The sequence below is a fragment of the Vibrio amylolyticus genome (genome assembly GCF_023145695.1).
GTDB lineage: Bacteria > Pseudomonadota > Gammaproteobacteria > Enterobacterales > Vibrionaceae > Vibrio > Vibrio amylolyticus.
Genome location: NZ_JAJHVV010000019.1, coordinates 19,612 through 36,968, shown reverse-complemented (window position 1 = coordinate 36,968; position 17,357 = coordinate 19,612). Strand labels below are relative to the sequence as shown.

General features: G+C 42.4%; 20 protein-coding genes. 5 read left to right on the top strand and 15 right to left on the bottom strand.

Translation table 11 applies throughout. The features are described 5' to 3' along the window. Positions 1-20 precede the first annotated feature (20 nt). From KP803_RS21095 to KP803_RS21085, 3 genes are all read right to left on the bottom strand, one after another. Positions 21-833 (bottom strand): class I SAM-dependent methyltransferase, encoded by an 813-nt coding sequence (locus tag KP803_RS21095; protein ID WP_427916977.1) that lies wholly within the window; start codon positions 831-833, stop codon positions 21-23. Between the two features lie 149 nt (positions 834-982). Further along, the gene (lexA, locus tag KP803_RS21090) at positions 983-1,600 is read right to left on the bottom strand and encodes a transcriptional repressor LexA (RefSeq protein ID WP_248010822.1); all 618 of its coding nucleotides are present in this window, start codon (positions 1,598-1,600) and stop codon (positions 983-985) included. Between the two features lie 97 nt (positions 1,601-1,697). Further along, positions 1,698-2,060, bottom strand: a complete 363-nt coding sequence (locus tag KP803_RS21085; RefSeq protein WP_248010821.1) for a diacylglycerol kinase — start codon at positions 2,058-2,060, stop codon at positions 1,698-1,700. Positions 2,061-2,270: 210 nt separating this feature from the next. Here KP803_RS21085 and plsB point away from each other — a divergent pair, with 210 nt between their 5' ends. Beyond that, the gene (gene plsB / locus KP803_RS21080) at positions 2,271-4,703 is read left to right on the top strand and encodes a glycerol-3-phosphate 1-O-acyltransferase PlsB (RefSeq protein ID WP_248010820.1); all 2,433 of its coding nucleotides are present in this window, start codon (positions 2,271-2,273) and stop codon (positions 4,701-4,703) included. Positions 4,704-4,774: 71 nt separating this feature from the next. Here the strand turns inward: plsB and ubiA are convergent, their stop codons facing one another. Beyond that, positions 4,775-5,647, bottom strand: a complete 873-nt coding sequence (gene ubiA, locus KP803_RS21075; protein ID WP_248010831.1) for a 4-hydroxybenzoate octaprenyltransferase — start codon at positions 5,645-5,647, stop codon at positions 4,775-4,777. 5 nt (positions 5,648-5,652) lie between these two features. After that, positions 5,653-6,195, bottom strand: a complete 543-nt coding sequence (locus KP803_RS21070; RefSeq protein WP_248010819.1) for a chorismate lyase — start codon at positions 6,193-6,195, stop codon at positions 5,653-5,655. A 163-nt stretch (positions 6,196-6,358) separates the two neighbouring features. Here KP803_RS21070 and KP803_RS21065 point away from each other — a divergent pair, with 163 nt between their 5' ends. After that, positions 6,359-6,766 carry a flagellar basal body-associated protein FliL gene (locus KP803_RS21065; RefSeq protein WP_248010818.1) on the top strand — a complete coding sequence of 136 codons (408 nt, stop codon included), beginning with the start codon at positions 6,359-6,361 and terminating at the stop codon, positions 6,764-6,766. A 100-nt stretch (positions 6,767-6,866) separates the two neighbouring features. On the opposite strand, the gene glpG is transcribed toward KP803_RS21065, so the two are convergent. From glpG to ftsY, 6 genes are all read right to left on the bottom strand, one after another. After that, positions 6,867-7,703 (bottom strand): rhomboid family intramembrane serine protease GlpG, encoded by an 837-nt coding sequence (gene glpG, locus KP803_RS21060; protein WP_248010817.1) that lies wholly within the window; start codon positions 7,701-7,703, stop codon positions 6,867-6,869. Between the two features lie 72 nt (positions 7,704-7,775). Beyond that, the gene (gene glpE / locus KP803_RS21055; RefSeq protein WP_248010816.1) at positions 7,776-8,093 is read right to left on the bottom strand and encodes a thiosulfate sulfurtransferase GlpE; all 318 of its coding nucleotides are present in this window, start codon (positions 8,091-8,093) and stop codon (positions 7,776-7,778) included. Between the two features lie 419 nt (positions 8,094-8,512). Then, entirely contained in the window at positions 8,513-9,370 is an 858-nt protein-coding gene (gene rpoH, locus KP803_RS21050; RefSeq protein WP_248010815.1) for an RNA polymerase sigma factor RpoH, read from the bottom strand. A gap of 241 nt (positions 9,371-9,611) precedes the next feature. After that, on the bottom strand, positions 9,612-10,580 hold the full coding sequence (gene ftsX / locus KP803_RS21045) for a permease-like cell division protein FtsX (protein ID WP_248010814.1): 969 nt from the start codon (positions 10,578-10,580) through the stop codon (positions 9,612-9,614). Next, positions 10,570-11,244, bottom strand: a complete 675-nt coding sequence (gene ftsE / locus KP803_RS21040) for a cell division ATP-binding protein FtsE (protein ID WP_248010813.1) — start codon at positions 11,242-11,244, stop codon at positions 10,570-10,572. The genes ftsX and ftsE overlap by 11 nt, the downstream gene beginning before the upstream one ends. Before the next feature lie 47 nt (positions 11,245-11,291). Further along, positions 11,292-12,521, bottom strand: a complete 1,230-nt coding sequence (gene ftsY / locus KP803_RS21035; RefSeq protein WP_248010812.1) for a signal recognition particle-docking protein FtsY — start codon at positions 12,519-12,521, stop codon at positions 11,292-11,294. Positions 12,522-12,724: 203 nt separating this feature from the next. Between ftsY and rsmD the strand changes: the two genes are divergently transcribed. After that, on the top strand, positions 12,725-13,324 hold the full coding sequence (gene rsmD / locus KP803_RS21030) for a 16S rRNA (guanine(966)-N(2))-methyltransferase RsmD (RefSeq protein WP_248010811.1): 600 nt from the start codon (positions 12,725-12,727) through the stop codon (positions 13,322-13,324). A 70-nt stretch (positions 13,325-13,394) separates the two neighbouring features. Continuing rightward, on the top strand, positions 13,395-13,703 hold the full coding sequence (locus KP803_RS21025; protein WP_248010810.1) for a DUF1145 domain-containing protein: 309 nt from the start codon (positions 13,395-13,397) through the stop codon (positions 13,701-13,703). 118 nt (positions 13,704-13,821) lie between these two features. Here KP803_RS21025 and KP803_RS21020 read toward each other — a convergent pair whose 3' ends face one another. The 4 genes from KP803_RS21020 to KP803_RS21005 form a co-directional block, all read right to left on the bottom strand. Beyond that, complete coding sequence (locus KP803_RS21020; RefSeq protein ID WP_248010809.1) at positions 13,822-14,415, bottom strand: YhgN family NAAT transporter; 594 nt, start codon at positions 14,413-14,415, stop codon at positions 13,822-13,824. A gap of 93 nt (positions 14,416-14,508) precedes the next feature. Beyond that, positions 14,509-14,745, bottom strand: coding sequence for a YecH family metal-binding protein (locus KP803_RS21015; protein WP_248010808.1), 237 nt, complete (start codon positions 14,743-14,745; stop codon positions 14,509-14,511). Positions 14,746-14,786: 41 nt separating this feature from the next. After that, positions 14,787-15,410 carry a lysoplasmalogenase gene (locus KP803_RS21010; RefSeq protein ID WP_248010807.1) on the bottom strand — a complete coding sequence of 208 codons (624 nt, stop codon included), beginning with the start codon at positions 15,408-15,410 and terminating at the stop codon, positions 14,787-14,789. 928 nt (positions 15,411-16,338) lie between these two features. Then, positions 16,339-16,704 (bottom strand): DUF4145 domain-containing protein, encoded by a 366-nt coding sequence (locus tag KP803_RS21005; protein WP_248010806.1) that lies wholly within the window; start codon positions 16,702-16,704, stop codon positions 16,339-16,341. A gap of 236 nt (positions 16,705-16,940) precedes the next feature. On the opposite strand from KP803_RS21005, the gene KP803_RS21000 reads away from it, so the two are divergent. Next, complete coding sequence (locus KP803_RS21000; protein WP_248010805.1) at positions 16,941-17,267, top strand: DUF2500 domain-containing protein; 327 nt, start codon at positions 16,941-16,943, stop codon at positions 17,265-17,267. Positions 17,268-17,357 lie beyond the last annotated feature (90 nt).

The window sequence follows — 17,357 nt, the reverse complement described above, 5'->3', positions numbered from 1 at the left end:
GAAAGTGAAGTGTAACTGGATCACCAGCGAAGCTGAACCACTACCGGTGTCAGTCGTTGCTTTAAAGAAGGGAATTTAGTGAGCCATCGCTGCCAGAATTTCCAACGGCCACAATTTTTATCAAGGGGAGAGAAGGTTTTCACCCACTGCGCCCAAGGTAGATAATTTAAAATAGACTCCCCCGGATGAGAGTAACCATGAGCATAATCGGCAGAACCCATTTTCTGTCCAAGTTGCGTTGACGTTTTGTCTCCAGCAATCACGAAACAAGCAGTGGCTGAATCAAAATGACGCCCAAGCGCTTGAACAAACTGGGCAACTTGGCTCTGTGTTGAGTCTAATAAGGCATGTTCACAAACAATCATGACATTAGCGCTATCTGGGACAGGGAGTTGATCGAGCCATTGTAGATCGTCAACACTGCCACAGTGATGCAGATAACGTTCACTTTTGTGGAACAGTTTCTGTCGCCACAATAGGTTCTCTGTGACATCAAGTTCGACCCAATGACAGAGACCATTATCAACACGATAAAAGCGAGTATCTAGACCGGCACCCACATTAATAACCCAAGCATCAGGAAAGCGCTCGATAAAAGCTTTCACTTGTAGGTCACAAAGTTGAGTTAGCGTTGCATGTAATAACTGCTTTTGGTCAACATCTCCAGATAGGCACTCGGGAGCAACCTGACAATAGCGGCAAGCATTGGCAGCAATAGGATCATAAACAAGACCGTCATCAACAAAACTTTCACGGCTACGTAGCCATAAAGGTTGAAGTAAATTCGCGGGGATTTGATAACGTCGTTTTTTAGAAGGGGTCAGCTGAGGCATTATCATCTTCCTAATGAGTCCAGAAAGAAGATGATAATGAATATCATTTAAACTTACAAGCCATTGAGAGCATCGCGGTACAATTTGCTCGATAGAACGAGATCTGTTGGACTGCTTTTCTCAAATTAGAGAGCTTTCTCTATGAGAAGCTACATCCAATCAGTATTTCGGATAATTCCTACGGCAATACCTTCAATCGCAAGGTGCTGAGCAGTTAGATCCACTTCAATCGGAGAGAACTCTTCATTTTCAGCATGCAGAAGTACCGTTGCACCTTTTCGTTCTAGGCGCTTAACCGTTACATCATCATCAACACGAGCAACAACCACTTGACCATCGCGAACGTCTTGAGTTTTATGTACCGCTAATAAGTCGCCATCCATAATACCGATGTTTTTCATACTTTCGCCATTTACACGAAGTAGGAAATCCGCTTGCGGCTTAAACATACCAGCATCCACTTTATAATGGGTTTCAACATGCTCTTGAGCAAGGATAGGCTCACCCGCAGCAACCTGACCAATAAGAGGTAGACCCTCTTCTTCATTGGCAGCTTCTAATAGAATTCGAATACCACGAGAAGCACCAGGAATGATCTCTATTGCTTCTTTACGAGCAAGCGCTTTAAGATGTTCTTCTGCGGCATTCGCAGAGCGGAAACCTAACTCACGAGCGATTTCAGCTCGGGTCGGTGGCATTCCACAATCGTCAATTTTACTTTTAATTAAATCAAATACTTGTTGTTGGCGTGCAGTCAACGGCTTCATAAGTCACCTGTCTTTTTATACAGTTAACTGTGAGTATATCCAGTAAGTTATAAAATGAAAAGATAATTGACTGTTTTTTCGATGTTTCATCACTTGGCTAAATAATGATGATCTCAACCCAGACATAAATGGCGAGCAGGATGGTAATAAATACCGCGGCAGAGCCCATGTCTTTGGCTCGTCCTGAGAGTTCATGGTGCTCTTCTCCTACCCTATCCACTACCGCTTCAATCGCACTGTTGATGAGCTCCACCACAAGCACCAAGAGAACGGATGTCACCAAAAGCACTCGCTCGACATCCGTTACCTCAAAATAAAAAGAGCTCGAAATAAACACAATCGCCAATAATAGCTCTTCTCTAAAAGCGGCTTCGTTTTTAAACGCTGCTTTCAGCCCTTTATAGGAATAACCCAACGCATTTCGTATCCGTTTCAATCCATGTACAGCTTTATCTGGCACGTTATTTCCTTTAAAAAACAAACATTCATAAAAAATTCGCACGAATCTGACTTAATCATCCACAATATGATTAAAAGGTTAGACCAGTTTCTGTTATCCTTGCCGCTCTTTTGAGTGACCTGCCTAGGCGACTTCCCACTTCGCGTTACAATGACAAATAAGTGGAAATTCGCTTATGCTTATTTGAAACACACGAGGCTGTGAACTTTTATGTCTTCAGGACAATCCCTAGCACGATCTTTCCTTAAGTTACCTTTATCTATCTTGGTAAAAGGGACCGCAATTCCTTCAAACCCTATTGAAGATCATAATATTGATACTGACAAGCCTATTGTGTACGCGCTGCCATTTCGATCGAGTGTTGACCTACTCTCTCTGCAAAAGCACGTAATATCGCTTGGTCTTCCTGATCCATTAAGCCCAGTTGAGATTAATGGTCAGTCGTTCCCTCGTTACGTATTTACCTCTTCTCGCCCGACACTGTTTCAATCGAATGAAGATGTACCAAGCACCTCTATCAAGCTTTTCTCTTCACTGCTTGAACTGCACAAGTTTGATAGCAATCTGGATGTTCAGATTATTCCAACGACTGTTTTATGGGGAAGAAAACCAGGCAAGGAAGAAAATACTAAGCCTTACCTTCAAGCCTTAAATGGCCCTCAAAAGGCAGCGGCGGTGATCCTGTCGGGTCGAGATTGTTTAGTTCGTTTTAGCCCTGTAGTGTCACTGCGTTATATGGCGGATTCACATGGCACCGATAAGTCTATCGCACATAAATTAGCTCGCGTTGCTCGTATTCACTTCTCTCGTCAAAAGCTCGCAGCTTCAGGGCCGAATCTGCCTAATCGTCAGGCTTTGTTCCAACGCTTATTAAACTCCCAAGCCATTGAAAAGGCGATTGAAGACGAAGCAAAAGCAAAAAACATCCCTATTGAAAAAGCACGTAAAGAAGCGCATGCGATCATGGAAGAGATTGCCGCTGACTTCTCTTACTCGCTCATCAAGATTGGGCAGCGGACGCTTGGCTGGTTATGGAATCGCATCTACCAAGGGCTGAACATTTCCAATGCCAATCAAATAAGACGCCTTGCACAAGATGGCCATGAGATTGTTTATGTCCCGTGTCATCGCAGTCATATGGACTACTTACTGCTCTCTTATGTGCTTTACAATGAAGGGATGGTTCCGCCACACATTGCGGCGGGCATTAACCTAAACTTCTTCCCTGCGGGTCCTATCTTCAGACGCGGTGGCGCGTTCTTTATTCGCCGCAGCTTTAAAGGCAACAAACTCTATTCCACAATTTTCCGTGAATATCTCGCAGAATTGTTTAGTAAAGGTTATTCGGTTGAGTATTTCAGTGAAGGAGGGCGCTCTCGTACAGGTCGCCTACTTCAAGCGAAAACAGGAATGCTTGCAATGACTATCCAAGCCATGCTTCGTGGTTTGAACCGTCCTGTCACGTTAGTGCCTGTTTACATTGGTTACGAGCACGTAATGGAAGTAAGCACTTATGCAAAAGAGCTTCGTGGTAAAGATAAAGAAAAAGAGAATGCAGGGCAGGTTTTACGTACGATTCGTAAACTGCGTAATTTTGGTAAAGGCTACGTAAACTTCGGAGAACCGATTCCTTTAAACCAGTACCTAAATGAACACGCTCCGGAGTGGACCAAAGACATCGACCCACTGGGTGGCGATAAACCACAATGGATGAATCCTGTGGTCAATAAACTGGCCAACAAGATGATGACGCATATTAATGATGCGGCTGCGACGAATGCATTAACACTTTGTGCAACCGCCCTACTCGCTTCTCGTCAACGCGCTTTATCTCGTGACAGCTTAGTGAATCAAATTGATAGTTATTTATCTCTTTTGAAAAACGTCCCTTACTCTTCGACCTTCACTATGCCTACTGAGAGCGCTGAAGAGTTGGTTGCCCACGCTGAGTCTTTGGATAAGTTTGTGATCGATAGCGACTCAATGGGCAGTATTGTCTCTCTTGACCGCCATCAATCGGTATTAATGACTTATTACCGTAACAACATCATTCACTTACTGGCCATCCCGTCTTTAATTGCACAGATGTTGATTCGCAGCCAACAGCTGCCAATGGCGACGATTCAAAATCGTGTTGCAAAGATTTACCCATTCCTAAAACAAGAACTTTTCTTAAGCATTGAGGAAGAGAAGCTTGCGGAAGTCGTCAGCGCTTATATCGAAGAACTGTCGAATCAGGGGCACATCTGTATTGATGGTGATAATGTTGCCATTAATCAGGCCAATACTCAGGTGTTGATGCTATTGGGTAGAACGATTACAGAAACTCTGCAGCGCTATGCCATCGCATTGAACCTACTCTCAGCAGACCCAGAACTTGGTAAGGCAGACCTTGAGAAACGAAGCCAAGACATTGCCCAACGCCTTGGTCGTTTACATGGCATCAATGCACCAGAGTTTTTTGATAAAGGCGTTTTCTCAAGTATGTTTAATACCCTTAAGCAGCAAGAGTACTTAGATCAAAATGGAGAATGCGATCAAGAGAGAAGCCAAGAGTTAGCACAGCTTCTTTACTCCATGCTTTACCCTGAGGTACGCCTCACTATCCAAGAGAGTATCCACCAAACAGATGCTCACTCGTAGAGAAGTGAACGCTCAATCTATAAAGACGAAAAAGGCATCCCATTGGATGCCTTTTTTGATCTTTAGTAGACCTAAATAAGAAAGCCGAGAAGCAATCCAATCGTGATAGCCATACCGACATAGTTATTATTGAGAAAAGCAGTAAAACACGACGATCTCTCACGGTGTCGAATCAAGTGCTGTTGAAAAACAAATAACCCTCCGACGATAAGTAGCGTCCAGTAAAAGATCGTCCCTAATGCGTAATAGTCACCTAGCAGCATTAACATAATCAGTGTCACTAGCTGTAATGCACCAATGATCATCTTATCAAAGCGGCCAAATAGAATTGCCGTCGATTTAATGCCAATTTTGACATCATCATCTCGGTCTACCATCGCATATTGGGTGTCGTAAGCAATCGTCCAAACCGCATTGATAACAAAGAGGTACCAAACCATCAGTGCTAGCTCATTGGTTTGTGCCGCCCAGGCCATTGGTATAGCCCAACTAAATGCTAACGCTAAAAAGAGTTGTGGGAGATGGGTGTAGCGCTTCATAAATGGATAGATAAAAGCTAAGACAATACCAGCAAACGAGAGCTTTATTGTTAATGGGTTCATCGTCAGTACAAGTAAAAATGACACCACACCTAAAACAAGGAAGAGCCCTACAGCCTCTCGGCTCGACACCGCACCAGAAGGAAGCGGTCGATCCTTTGTCCGCTTTACATGACCATCGACTTTACGATCGGCAAAGTCATTGATGACACACCCTGCAGAACGCATCAAAATTACACCGAGGGTAAATACCACCACAACATCCCAACGTGGTAGGCCTTCGGCTGCAACAATGAGTGCCCATAGGGTTGGCCATAGCAATAGAAGTGAACCGATAGGACGGTTCATTCGAGTTAATTGCCAATAAGCTTTCACCTTGCTAGGCAGTTTACTACTGCCATTCATTACCGTCATGATTCGCACTCTTGTAAATAAACCGGCGACTCTGGCAAAAACAATTCTGCAACCAACATCGGTTTATTATTCATCCATAAACGTGAGCGCCTGGCTAAAAACCGCCCTTGCTCTGTGATTGCCCAACCCACTTGAAGCGCATCTCGCTTCACGTCATTGGTGCTAAATACGGTTAACCCTAAGGGAATTTCGCCCTGTTCACTTAAGTCGTGCTGCTGAGTCGTAATAGACGAGCTTGGAATGAGTGTTCGTCCCAATACCCACGGGATGCTATCTCCTTTAAGAACCACTTTACGCAATAGACACTGTTCTTGAGACAGCAGTTCAATTTCTTGCTGGTTAAGTCGCTCCGACTTCACTATCCGATTATGCAGCAAGTCAACGCTTAACTCCTGACAGTGAAGCTCAAGCAAACGAGATAAAGACCCAAGCTCTAGCAACCATTGTTTAGATTGCTCGGACGGATAGTCGAAATCTGATGGATCTTGCCAATTTACTTGAAGTAAAGCAGATAGATAGAGCGAAGTTGATAGATTCATACTAGTATTCAATTATTAGCTTTAACATCGTAGAATAAAGCTGCAAAGATTGGTCAAAACCAACCGAGGGATGCAAACCGCATTTCATTACAAACAGATACTCCATTGTAACAAGACTCTGTAGATACGAGTATCATCATTATAAAAAAGAAAAGTCATAAATATGCTTAAACGTTACCTAGTCCAAATTATTGCTATTTTTAGTCTACTTGTTTCGCTGCCAAGTTACGCAGAACAAGAAGCTGCGCCACAGCTTGCGTATTTCACTCTCGAGCCCGATCTCACCACTAACTTTTATACAAAAGGTAAAAAGCTAGGCTATATTCAGGTACGAATCGATATTATGGTCGCAAGTGCGGCTGACTTACCTATTGTTGAGCAACATCAGCCGTTAATTCGAGACGCGGTCATTGAGCTACTAGGTCAGCAATCTGAAGATACGATAAAGTCATTAGCGGGAAGAGAAGATTTACGTAAAATATTAGTTGATCAGCTCAACGCAACACTGCTACCTGAAACTGGGCGCACCATTATTGCGGATCTTCTTTTTACTAAATACTTATACCAGTAATTCTTCACTACAGCGCTGAATAGCTCTTTCAATCAGGCTTACACCAGAATGTAAGCCTCAAACTCATCTTTCGTCTTTTCTCGCTAGTAAACTATAACGACTACTTAGCACTCTTCTTAGTGCTTGCATCAATCAGCCCAAGCACAACACCTGACATTAGCCCCACTAAATGGGCCGTGTTCGCAATGGCCATGTATGGTTGGATAAAGCCAAGCACAAGCCAAACTAACATGAATCCAATAATAGGCCTTGGCATGCTCAGTCCAAGATGAGGGGCTTTAGCACCTACCATCCATAAGTACCCAACGAGTGCGTAGACCACTCCAGATAAGCCGCCAAAGTTTGCCCCTTCAACCCAATATTGCCCCGCACCAGATAGTGCTGCAGAAATCGCAAAGATCTGTAGTAGCTTTAATGACCCAAGCCGTTTTTCAATATCACCGCCTAGCTGCCACCACCATAAAATATTGAACACAATGTGCATTGCAGAAAAGTGCAATATTGCATGGGTAAACCAACGCCAGATTTGGACTTGCTGGCCATCTTCAGCAGGAAAATGAAGCAGTGAAAACAGGCTATTTTGAAAACCAAGCTGTAATAGCGCAAACACAAGTAAGCACACCACCATACCTATTAAGGTAACCGGACCTGCTTTTGCCTTAATCATATTGATAAAGCTTGGCGTGTGATAAGAGAAAGCCGTCGTTCTTGTCTCAGCCATTGCCCAAGAAGCGGCTTGGTATTTATTGTCGGTCGGGTTGCTGAGGAAATGCTCAAGCTCTGCCTCAGCTTCTACTTGGTATTGCTCATCCAAGAGCCAAAGTGCGAACTGCCCTTCACCTTCTGGCATCATACGTATTTCGATGTCCCTTGACGCCATATAATCAATGAAGGCTTGAGCCGCTCTCGGGTTATTTGCTGTCAATAATCGAATCATCTGCTACCTACTACGTTGCATTTCAATTTGGGTACTGCTTCTCAATCCTAAAGGCTCAAATGAGTCGAGCCCTTATTGAGTCAAAGGAAAACCCGCTCGTCGCCATGCTTCAATACCACCATCAACACTATACACTTCACTGTAGCCTTGATTAATTAAATATTGTGCGACATTTTGGCTACTGATGCCGTGGTAACACATCACTAATATTGGCTGCTCAAACTCGACTTCATTCATAAACTCAACAATGGTGTCGTTGTTTAATGAAAAAGCGCCTTCAACATGCTCGTTAGTAAAGGATTGGCTATCACGGGTATCGGCCAAAATCACTTCTGGCTGCTGTAATAGCTCTTTTGCCTGTTCAATATTGATGGTTTGAAACTGGTCCATTTTTACTCTTCATCTCGTTAATCCATATTACGAGGATTGTAACCTATCCCAAGCCTGATAAGTACCAACATACGGTAGGGTTATCCACTACCTCGTTGAATCATCTAGATTGTGCATAACTCTGTGGATTGCGTTGATAACGTGGTTTTGGATCCTTTGATCCACTAGATATAGTGTTGATCTTTATTTTTTTGTGTGTAAAAGCAAAAGTATCCCCATGGGCACTTTACTCATAGAGCCTTTATTTACCCCGCTTGCTGACAGGTGCTTAATAAAGTTTGCACAGAGTTACCCACAGGGAAGCCCCTAAATTATATTGATATCTGGATCAAAAAAACAAAAAAGCCGAGATCATTTGATCTCGGCTTTCTCTAATTCTAGTTTGCGAGCGTTATATCACTCGCCATCAAATTGACGTCTTAAAACTCGCCGACGGCTGCTTTAAGCTTCTTCATCGCATTCTTTTCTAACTGTCGAATACGTTCAGCAGAAACATCGTATACTTCTGCTAGCTCTTGCAGAGTCGTCTTGTTGTCATCGAGCCAACGTGAACGAACAATATGCTGACTACGATCATCCAAGGTTGCCAATGCTGAACTCAAACGATTCGTTGTATGTGTTTCCCAGTTAGACGCTTCGACATTATCAGCAAGATCAGATGTCTGATCTTCTAAATAAAGTACCGGAGCCGTGTATGAGTGACCACTTTCATCATCATCATTTGGCATTTCAAACGTCGAATCTTGGGCTGCTAAACGGGATTCCATTTCACGAACTTCAGAAGGCTCAACACCTAGTTCGCGAGCAACGGTTTCAACTTCGCCGTTATTAAACCAACCTAAACGTTTTTTAGACTTACGTAAGTTGAAAAACAGTTTACGCTGCGCTTTCGTGGTCGCAATCTTAACGATACGCCAGTTACGCAATACGTACTCATGAATCTCAGCTTTGATCCAATGCACGGCAAATGAGACCAAACGTACACCGACTTCAGGATTAAAGCGTTTTACCGCTTTCATCAAACCAATATTACCTTCTTGTACAAGGTCAGCCATTGGTAAGCCATAACCTGAGTATCCACGAGCAACATGAACAACAAATCGAAGGTGTGACAAAATAAGACCTTTCGCAGCGTCTAGTTCACCTTTGTAATGTAATCGTTCCGCGAGCTCTCGCTCTTCTTCCGGCTTTAGCATTGGGTAGCTATGTGCTGAACGAATATAGCTATCTAAGCTATCTTGCGATACGACCGCCATTGAATACGCTTTAGTTGTCATTCAATTCCTCATCAATCTCTGATCTGGACTATAGGTTTACCCTATTTAACTTGAACCAAATGTGAACAGGTTTCAAACAGGGGACAATTATTATGCACAAACCTATCGTTGTTACAAGTCAAAAAAGATCACACTTATCCGTTTCTATCACAGTTACGATCTTAATAGACTCTCATTATTCGTCGATTTTGGATGCCCTTAAGCCCCAACTCTCAACTACCTCTATTACGACAATGGCAGGCTAAACCGGTTCAATTTCTTTTAGATGACGTTTTGCTGACACTTTTGCTGCAGCGCAACCAAGAAGTAAGCCTAGCATAACAAGTAATAGTGACTCATCCCAACTTAAACCAATCAATCTAAAGTGACTATCATAGAGCATCGCAAGATCTTTCACCGTGCCGTTAAGCAATACGGTAATTAATGCCGTCAGCACCCAAGCGGATAATGCTCCAAGCAGCCCAAACCACATACCCGAGTATATATAAGGTCGTAAAATGAAGCTATCGGTTGCACCAATCAGCTTCATGGTTTGAATTTCATCTTTATTGGCAAGCACATTGAAGCGCAGAGTATTGCCGACAATAAGAAAAACAGAAGCCAGCATCAATGCCGACAGAGTAACGACAATAACGGTAATAAGTGCTTGAATCGCATCAAGCCGAGTTAACCAGTCTTCATCTAGACGAATATCGGTTATCTCATTATGTTCTTGAAGACCATCTACGATTGCTTCAATTAACGCCTTTTCATCAGCGGTTGGCGTGATGACAAGCACACTAGGCAATGAATAGTCATCCAGTAAGCTAATCGCCTGTTCGAAGCCTGAATACTGGCTAAGATCATCTAACCCTTGCTGAGATGAAATATATTCTACATGGGCAACTTCAGCGCGGCTTTCAATTTCATCTTTAAGCACCATAATGCGCGCTTCGGGCGTCTGCTCAACCAGATAAGCACTCACTTGTGAGGGGCTCACAACCGTATCAGCAACCGCCGCGATATTTTTACCGAGTAAATACAAACACGATGGCATAGCCAGTGCCATAGAGATAACCGCTAAAGTCAGGATATTACCTAACGGCCTAACCCACATTGAAAAGAAAGAGCTTTTGGCTTGATTAACGTGAGCGCGAAAAAAGCCAACCGTTTTAAATGGGCTTTGAGTCCGTTTTTTCGCTGCTTTCTTGTTTCTAACATTACCGCTCATAGTCTGAAACCTCACTTAAAAAGCCTTGGTTCAATTCAAGATGACGGTATTGTGGACGTGTATTCACTAATCCAATATCGTGCGTCGCCAGCATGATGGTGACACCTGCTCGGTTAAACTCTTCAAAGAGTCTAAGCACACGATTAGAAAGCTCAGGATCAAGGTTACCAGTCGGTTCATCGGCTAATAGTAGTGTTGGTCGATTCACGACAGCACGAGCAATGCCAACTCTTTGTTGTTCTCCACCTGATAACTGACTGGGTAAACAACGAGCCTTATCAAGCAAGCCAGTTTTATCCAACGCGGCACTCACTCTGCGTTTGATGTCGTTCTCTGAAATAGACTCAATACGCATTGGGAGCGCAACATTATCAAAAACGCTGCGATCCATAAGCAGTCGGTGATCTTGAAAAACAATACCAATATTACGACGCAGGAAAGGAATATCTTTATTCGGAATACGAGTAATATCGTGCCCGTTAAAGCTCACCTTTCCGTCGGTCGGTCGTTCAATCGCACAGATGAGTTTCAACAAGGTACTTTTACCAGCACCTGAGTGACCACCCAAAAAAGCCATTTCGCCTCGTTTAAGGCTAAAATCGACTTTTTGGAGTGCTTGACGCCCACCACGATACGCTTTACTCACTTGCTGAAAACTAATCACCTGTCTTTCCTCTTACAATCTATTTATCCATTGTGATAAAACGACGACTATTCTTCTCGGCTGAACAGAGCTTCAACAAACTCATCAGTTTTAAATGGACGAAGATCATTAATTCCTTCACCAACACCAATATAACGAATTGGGATTTGAAACTGATCCGCAATAGCAAAGATAACACCACCTTTTGCTGTGCCATCTAATTTCGTCAGAGTGATGCCCGTTACGGGTGCGACATCACTGAAAAGCTTCGCTTGGCTAATGGCGTTCTGTCCTGTACCTGCATCAAGCGTCAGCATAATTTCATGCGGTGCTGAATCATCAATTTTCTTCATTACGCGGACGATTTTTTTCAGCTCTTCCATTAGGTTAGCTTTATTTTGCAAGCGCCCTGCCGTATCGGCAATCACGACATCCACACCACGTGCTTTCGCCGCTTCAATCGCATCATAAATCACCGACGCACTATCAGCACCAGTATGCTGAGCGATGACAGGAACGCTATTTCGCTCACCCCATACTTGAAGTTGCTCTACAGCCGCCGCACGGAAAGTGTCACCAGCCGCTAGCATGACTTTTTTACCGTCATTTTGGAATTGTTTTGCAAGCTTACCAATGGTTGTTGTTTTGCCAACGCCATTCACACCAACCATCAAGATAACGTAAGGTGTTTTCGTGGTATCCACAACAAGAGGTTTATCTACGGTAGATAGAATATCTGTCATCTCTTCTTTTAGTAGCCCATACAGCGCTTCACCATCTTTGAGATCTTGGCGTGATGCTTTTTCAGTTAAGCTATCGATGATCTTCACTGTGGTGGTCATGCCTACATCAGCGATTAGCAACTGCTCTTCTAACTCTTCAAATAGTTCATCGTCGATCTGCTTATCTTTAAACAGACCAAAGAAACCAGCCCCAATATTCGCTTTGGTACGGCTCAAGCTGCGCTTTAAACGAGTAAAGAAGCTTTCTGTTGGCTTCTCTTGCTCTTCAACTCTACTTTGCGGTTCTGCTTCTGCTTCTGCTTCTGCTTCTGCTTTAACAGGCTCATCGGTTTCGTTGGTAACGTCAACCGTCTCTTCAACAGACGTCGATACTGCAGACTCTTCATTTGTTTCAGAGATACTCTCTATTTCAGGCTGCTCATCAAGAGATGATTCTTGTAACGTTTCTGGCTCTTCTTGCTGCTCTGTTACGTCTGTTTGTGGTGATTGTGGTTTTTGCTCTTCATCACCAAAGCCAAGCCAAGAGAGTAAGCCGCGTTTCTTTTTTTCCGTCATCTGGATGATTTCCTAGATCTACTAAACTAACAACAACACTTTTCTTATAGAATTATCACTTCTATAGAAAAGAAAATGACAAAGCAGTGAAAAACCTTTAATTAGGTTGGTACACTCTGTCATTATTAAATTCAGATTTACACCCTAACGATGTATTTAAGGTAGCGGTGTATAGTAACACTTAATTAGCGGTCAAAAAATCTATGGTAAGACGTCGCCAGCAAAACACATCACAAAAAAAGCCTTCCACTGGCTTTGTTCGTATTATCAGCGGCCTATGGAGAGGGAGAAAACTGCCTGTCCATGACCTTGAAGGGTTAAGGCCAACCACAGATCGAGTCAAAGAAACCCTGTTTAACTGGCTGGCTCAAGATGTTCCCCAAGCAAAATGTCTCGACCTTTTTGCAGGCTCTGGTGGATTGGGCTTTGAAGCGGCTTCTAGGCAAGCAGAATCTGTCACTCTCATTGAGATGAATAATCAGGCATATCGGCAGCTGAAAACCAATGCAGAGACTGTCAAAGCTAAGAATATCAACGTCGTAAATAGCGACAGCTTAGTCTATTTAAAGCAGGCAGGGACACCCTTTGATATTGTCTTTATCGATCCCCCTTTTAGAAAAGGGATGCTCGCAGAGGCTATTGCTCTACTTGAAGAGAATAATTGGCTCAGTGAAGACGCACTAATTTATGTAGAAACAGAGAAAGAGCTTACTTTGGAAGGGATCCCGACTCATTGGCATACCTACAGGGAAAAAACGACAGGGCAGTTGAGTTACCGCTTATTTACTCGAAAGGCTCAATAGTTCACTGCTACAGACTATGATTTCAACGACTCAAATTGAAGGATAAGTTCATGAATACAAGGAGAACGCTATGAATGCTGGCATTATAATCGCCAAAGCAGTAATTGCTGTTGTGTGGGGGGTACTAATCTACAATCTTATTGCTCCTTTTCATTACCCGCTCAATTTAGTGCTCTATATCATTATGGGGTTCTTACTGTTTACCCATATTCTGCAAACCGTTATTTTCTCAGCGGCTTTTTCAAAACAGCTGAAACTTACCCTTGGTGATAAGTTATCGATTCTTGTTTTTGGTGTATGTGCGTTAATTGATATTCGTAACAAACGGGTTATTCCTGAAGTAGAGAAAGGCAAAGACACTTCAGAAGAGCAGGTTTAAACTTAACTTGTTGTATAGCGATAACCGCCACTCTTTCAAACAAAAAAACGCTCATTAATGAGCGTTTTTTTATATCTATTTCTGCTTAACTTGTTTTTGTTATTAACTTACTTTTGTCTTAACTAACGACGGTCATATAACCTTTGACACCGTTAAGGAACATCTGGGTAGAGATCATCACGAGTAAGAGCCCCATCAAGCGTTCAATGGCTTTAAGCCCCCTTTCGCCCAATATTCTATGGAAAAAGCCTGAGAACATGAGAATGAAGAAGGTGGCTCCCCAAGCCAGCATCACCGCTGCAGAAAGCTCAAGCATATTGTCTGGGTGCTGACTGGATAACAAAAGCAATGCGGCAATCACTGAAGGCCCAGCAATCATTGGAATCGCCATTGGAACAATAAAAGGCTCTTCACCTGCAGCCAGACCTGTGATGCTGCCTGCACTTGGGAAGATCATTTTAATCGCGATGATAAAGAGAATAATACCACCAGAAATACTTAATGTTTCAGGCTCTACCTGCAAGAAATTCATGATGCTTTGGCCAGCAAACAAGAAAAGCAGCAAGATACCAAGAGCAAATAAAAGCTCTCTAAATAGGACTTTACGACGACGCTTTGGATCTAGGTGTTTGAGTATAGAAAGAACAATAGGAAGGTTGCCAAGGGGATCCATGATAAGAAATAACATGGTCGCAGCAGATAAAATTTCCATAACAAACTGATCTCTTAAAAATAGTTGGCGCAGTATAGCGACTTCAACGCGTTTAAGAAACCAGCTTTAATTTACCCGGAATAACGAGTGCGATTAGTGACTACACACACGCTCAGCGTTTAATGTCCAAACACCATCAGCAACAAATACTTTCTCTCTCTGCTGGAAGAATGCGAGCAACGCTTCTAAATCAAAACCATTTTGGCTACAGGTACGAAACTTAACGTCACTTCCGTACTCTTTCATCACCGCTTCTCGTAATGCTTCTTCCGTCATCGACTGTTCACGTAACATATTAAGAATAGCGTGCGCATGGATTTCTTTCGACATCAGGGTTTCCTTTAATTATCTAACAATAGAATTAAGCCGAATTATACTACAGCTGACGCGGTGATGAGCGAATACGCCAGTAAATAAGCACCAGAGATCAAGTAACGCCCACCAATTATCGGGCGACGATAATCATGGATAGCAAGAAGTGCCGCAGAGATAATCAGCATCAGTGAGCCAATAAACCCTAATAAGCTCAGAGCGGTTGACTCCAGTAGCCATACAGCACCTGCAGCCCACGCGAGCTGGATAAGAACAAGCCCCATTATCGTGACAGGAAAAATGAGTCTATCGATTTGAGGTAATAATAAGAAGAACGCCACAACACTCGCAGCGAGTAAGAATGCCGGGAGCCACCACTCAATACCACCGTATAACTGCACCCAAAATGATTTACTTAAACAGATCTGTGCGATTAGAAAGCTCGCAAAGCAAAGGCGGCCATTTTTTTTAAGCAAATAAAGCGTATCGGCGATCATCGATACGCCTAGCCCAAGAGCAACCCAAAATTGAACTTCACTCAGCTCTGTATTTTGCTGGTATAAAATAACCAATAGAAACGCGAAGCTCACGGCTCTAAAAACCATAGCTTGTCGACTATTACTATTCTCATTTGCTGAAATGCTTACAAAGCCTGCCAAGGCGACAGACACCCAACTCCACATACCATTACCTCTATTTATTACGCCGCCAGTTTAGGCTTGTAATCAATGTTGTCTAGAGGCGTGTAACAAAACTTGGATCTGGATAGTGATTCCTTTATTAGGAATATCGTCCGTTGTTTACCTAGTTTGAACAAACATTTAAGAAATCAGGTCTACTCGTCGTTGAGCCTATAGACTGCTCATTAGTCTAACCAGTTAAAGCCAAAACTTAGCAAAAACCCTTAACTGATCACTAAGCAACCCAATAAAACAAAAACACAAAAACACTAAAATACAAAAAGATACGGAACATAAAAGTACATAATAAAGATAGAGCGATCCCGTCAATCCCAACGGATTAATTATTGATAAAATAGCAACCAACACTATTGCATGGTGCAAATGTTACGACCAGTTACTTAAAAATTGCAGAATAACATAGATTAAAAACCAGATTTAAAGAGACAGAAGAAGACTGAGCAACGAAAGCACCACAAACACAACAAGCCATTAAGAGAACAAAAAACAACCCAATATTTATACCTAAAAAACAATAACTTAAGAATAAATAGACAAATAATAGAACAATACGCTCAATTTAAAACCACCAACAAACATCATCAATAAACCCCTAAATCACGTCAAATAAACACCATTAAAGTTAGTATTTTGCAAGCTAGGGCAAGTTGAGCTTGATCAAACCTTTAAAGTAGTGCTATTCTAATAAGCATAGTAACTAACATCAGAATATAGGAGCAAAGTTATGATTACTTCTTCACAAAAACAAGGACTTGTAATGATCGCTGTAGTAACAGGCTTAATGATACTACCTATGATGTATTACTAAACTTACAAATAAACAAAAGGGACGCAATTGCGTCCCTTTTGTTTATTTGTAATGTCTATCAATTAGCCTTACTAAAATTCAAAGCTAACTGATTAATATTTATTATAAATGTTTAGATAGCTCATCCCAATGAACGTAATAGAAACCTAACGCAACTAACGTGATCAGAGCCATCAGTGTAATCGCTACTCGCCAAATAAAACGGCTGCTTCTTGGTGTGAGCTCTTGTTCACATTCATCACAAGTTAATAAAAAAGCCTTACGGTCTTCTAGCTCATATTCATCTTCATGAACGATTTTATTACGAATCGTCGCTATGTATCTCAGCTTTTTAATCACATCATGCGGTAGACGCTCTTCACAACTGGTAATTAGCTGATGCAGCCCTTTACCCTTTGCGTGATATTGGCCTCGAAGCAATGATTCAAGCTTACGCGTTCGTAGAACGACTTTTTCAATATCCGACATCTCACTCCTCCATGATTTATTGTAGACAGGCACACTTCCATTCTTCTATATAAGGATCACTTTTTCGAGGTTTATTGCTGAAAAAGTGACAAATATAGATCCATAACTCATTGAAAAGATAATCACCTATACAAATTAATGACTAGATTCATACCTAGGTCACGATTCATGATCTCCATTAGGAAACCGCATCAATCTCAACGTTACAATATCGCGTCGATACTATGGAGAGCATCATGCCTGTTTCAATGTTTTTTGCTATTGCCCTACTGGCACTAATTGCCGGCTGGGTGTTTGTCAGGTTTTATAGAAAGCATATGCAAGGAGAAAATGCTCCTGAGCAATCTGTCAATGTTACTATTTTGGATAAACAGGCCATCCAAGTTCCTGATGCGGAGCCTGGAGAAGAGGAAGAGTATTGGATCTACGTTCAACGAGGCCCTGTTGGTCCAAAACGTGAATTTCAAATAGGCGTTCACTATTACCATGCGCTTAACCCAGGAGATAAAGGCAAACTGACCTATCAAGGCGATAAGTTTCTTCACTTTGCTCTTAAGCGATAGCGTCTTTAATGTCACTATGAATGGATTAGCGGTACTAAATAGTGACATCATTAATTTGTAATACCTCTAAGGCCGCTAATGCCTTCACGA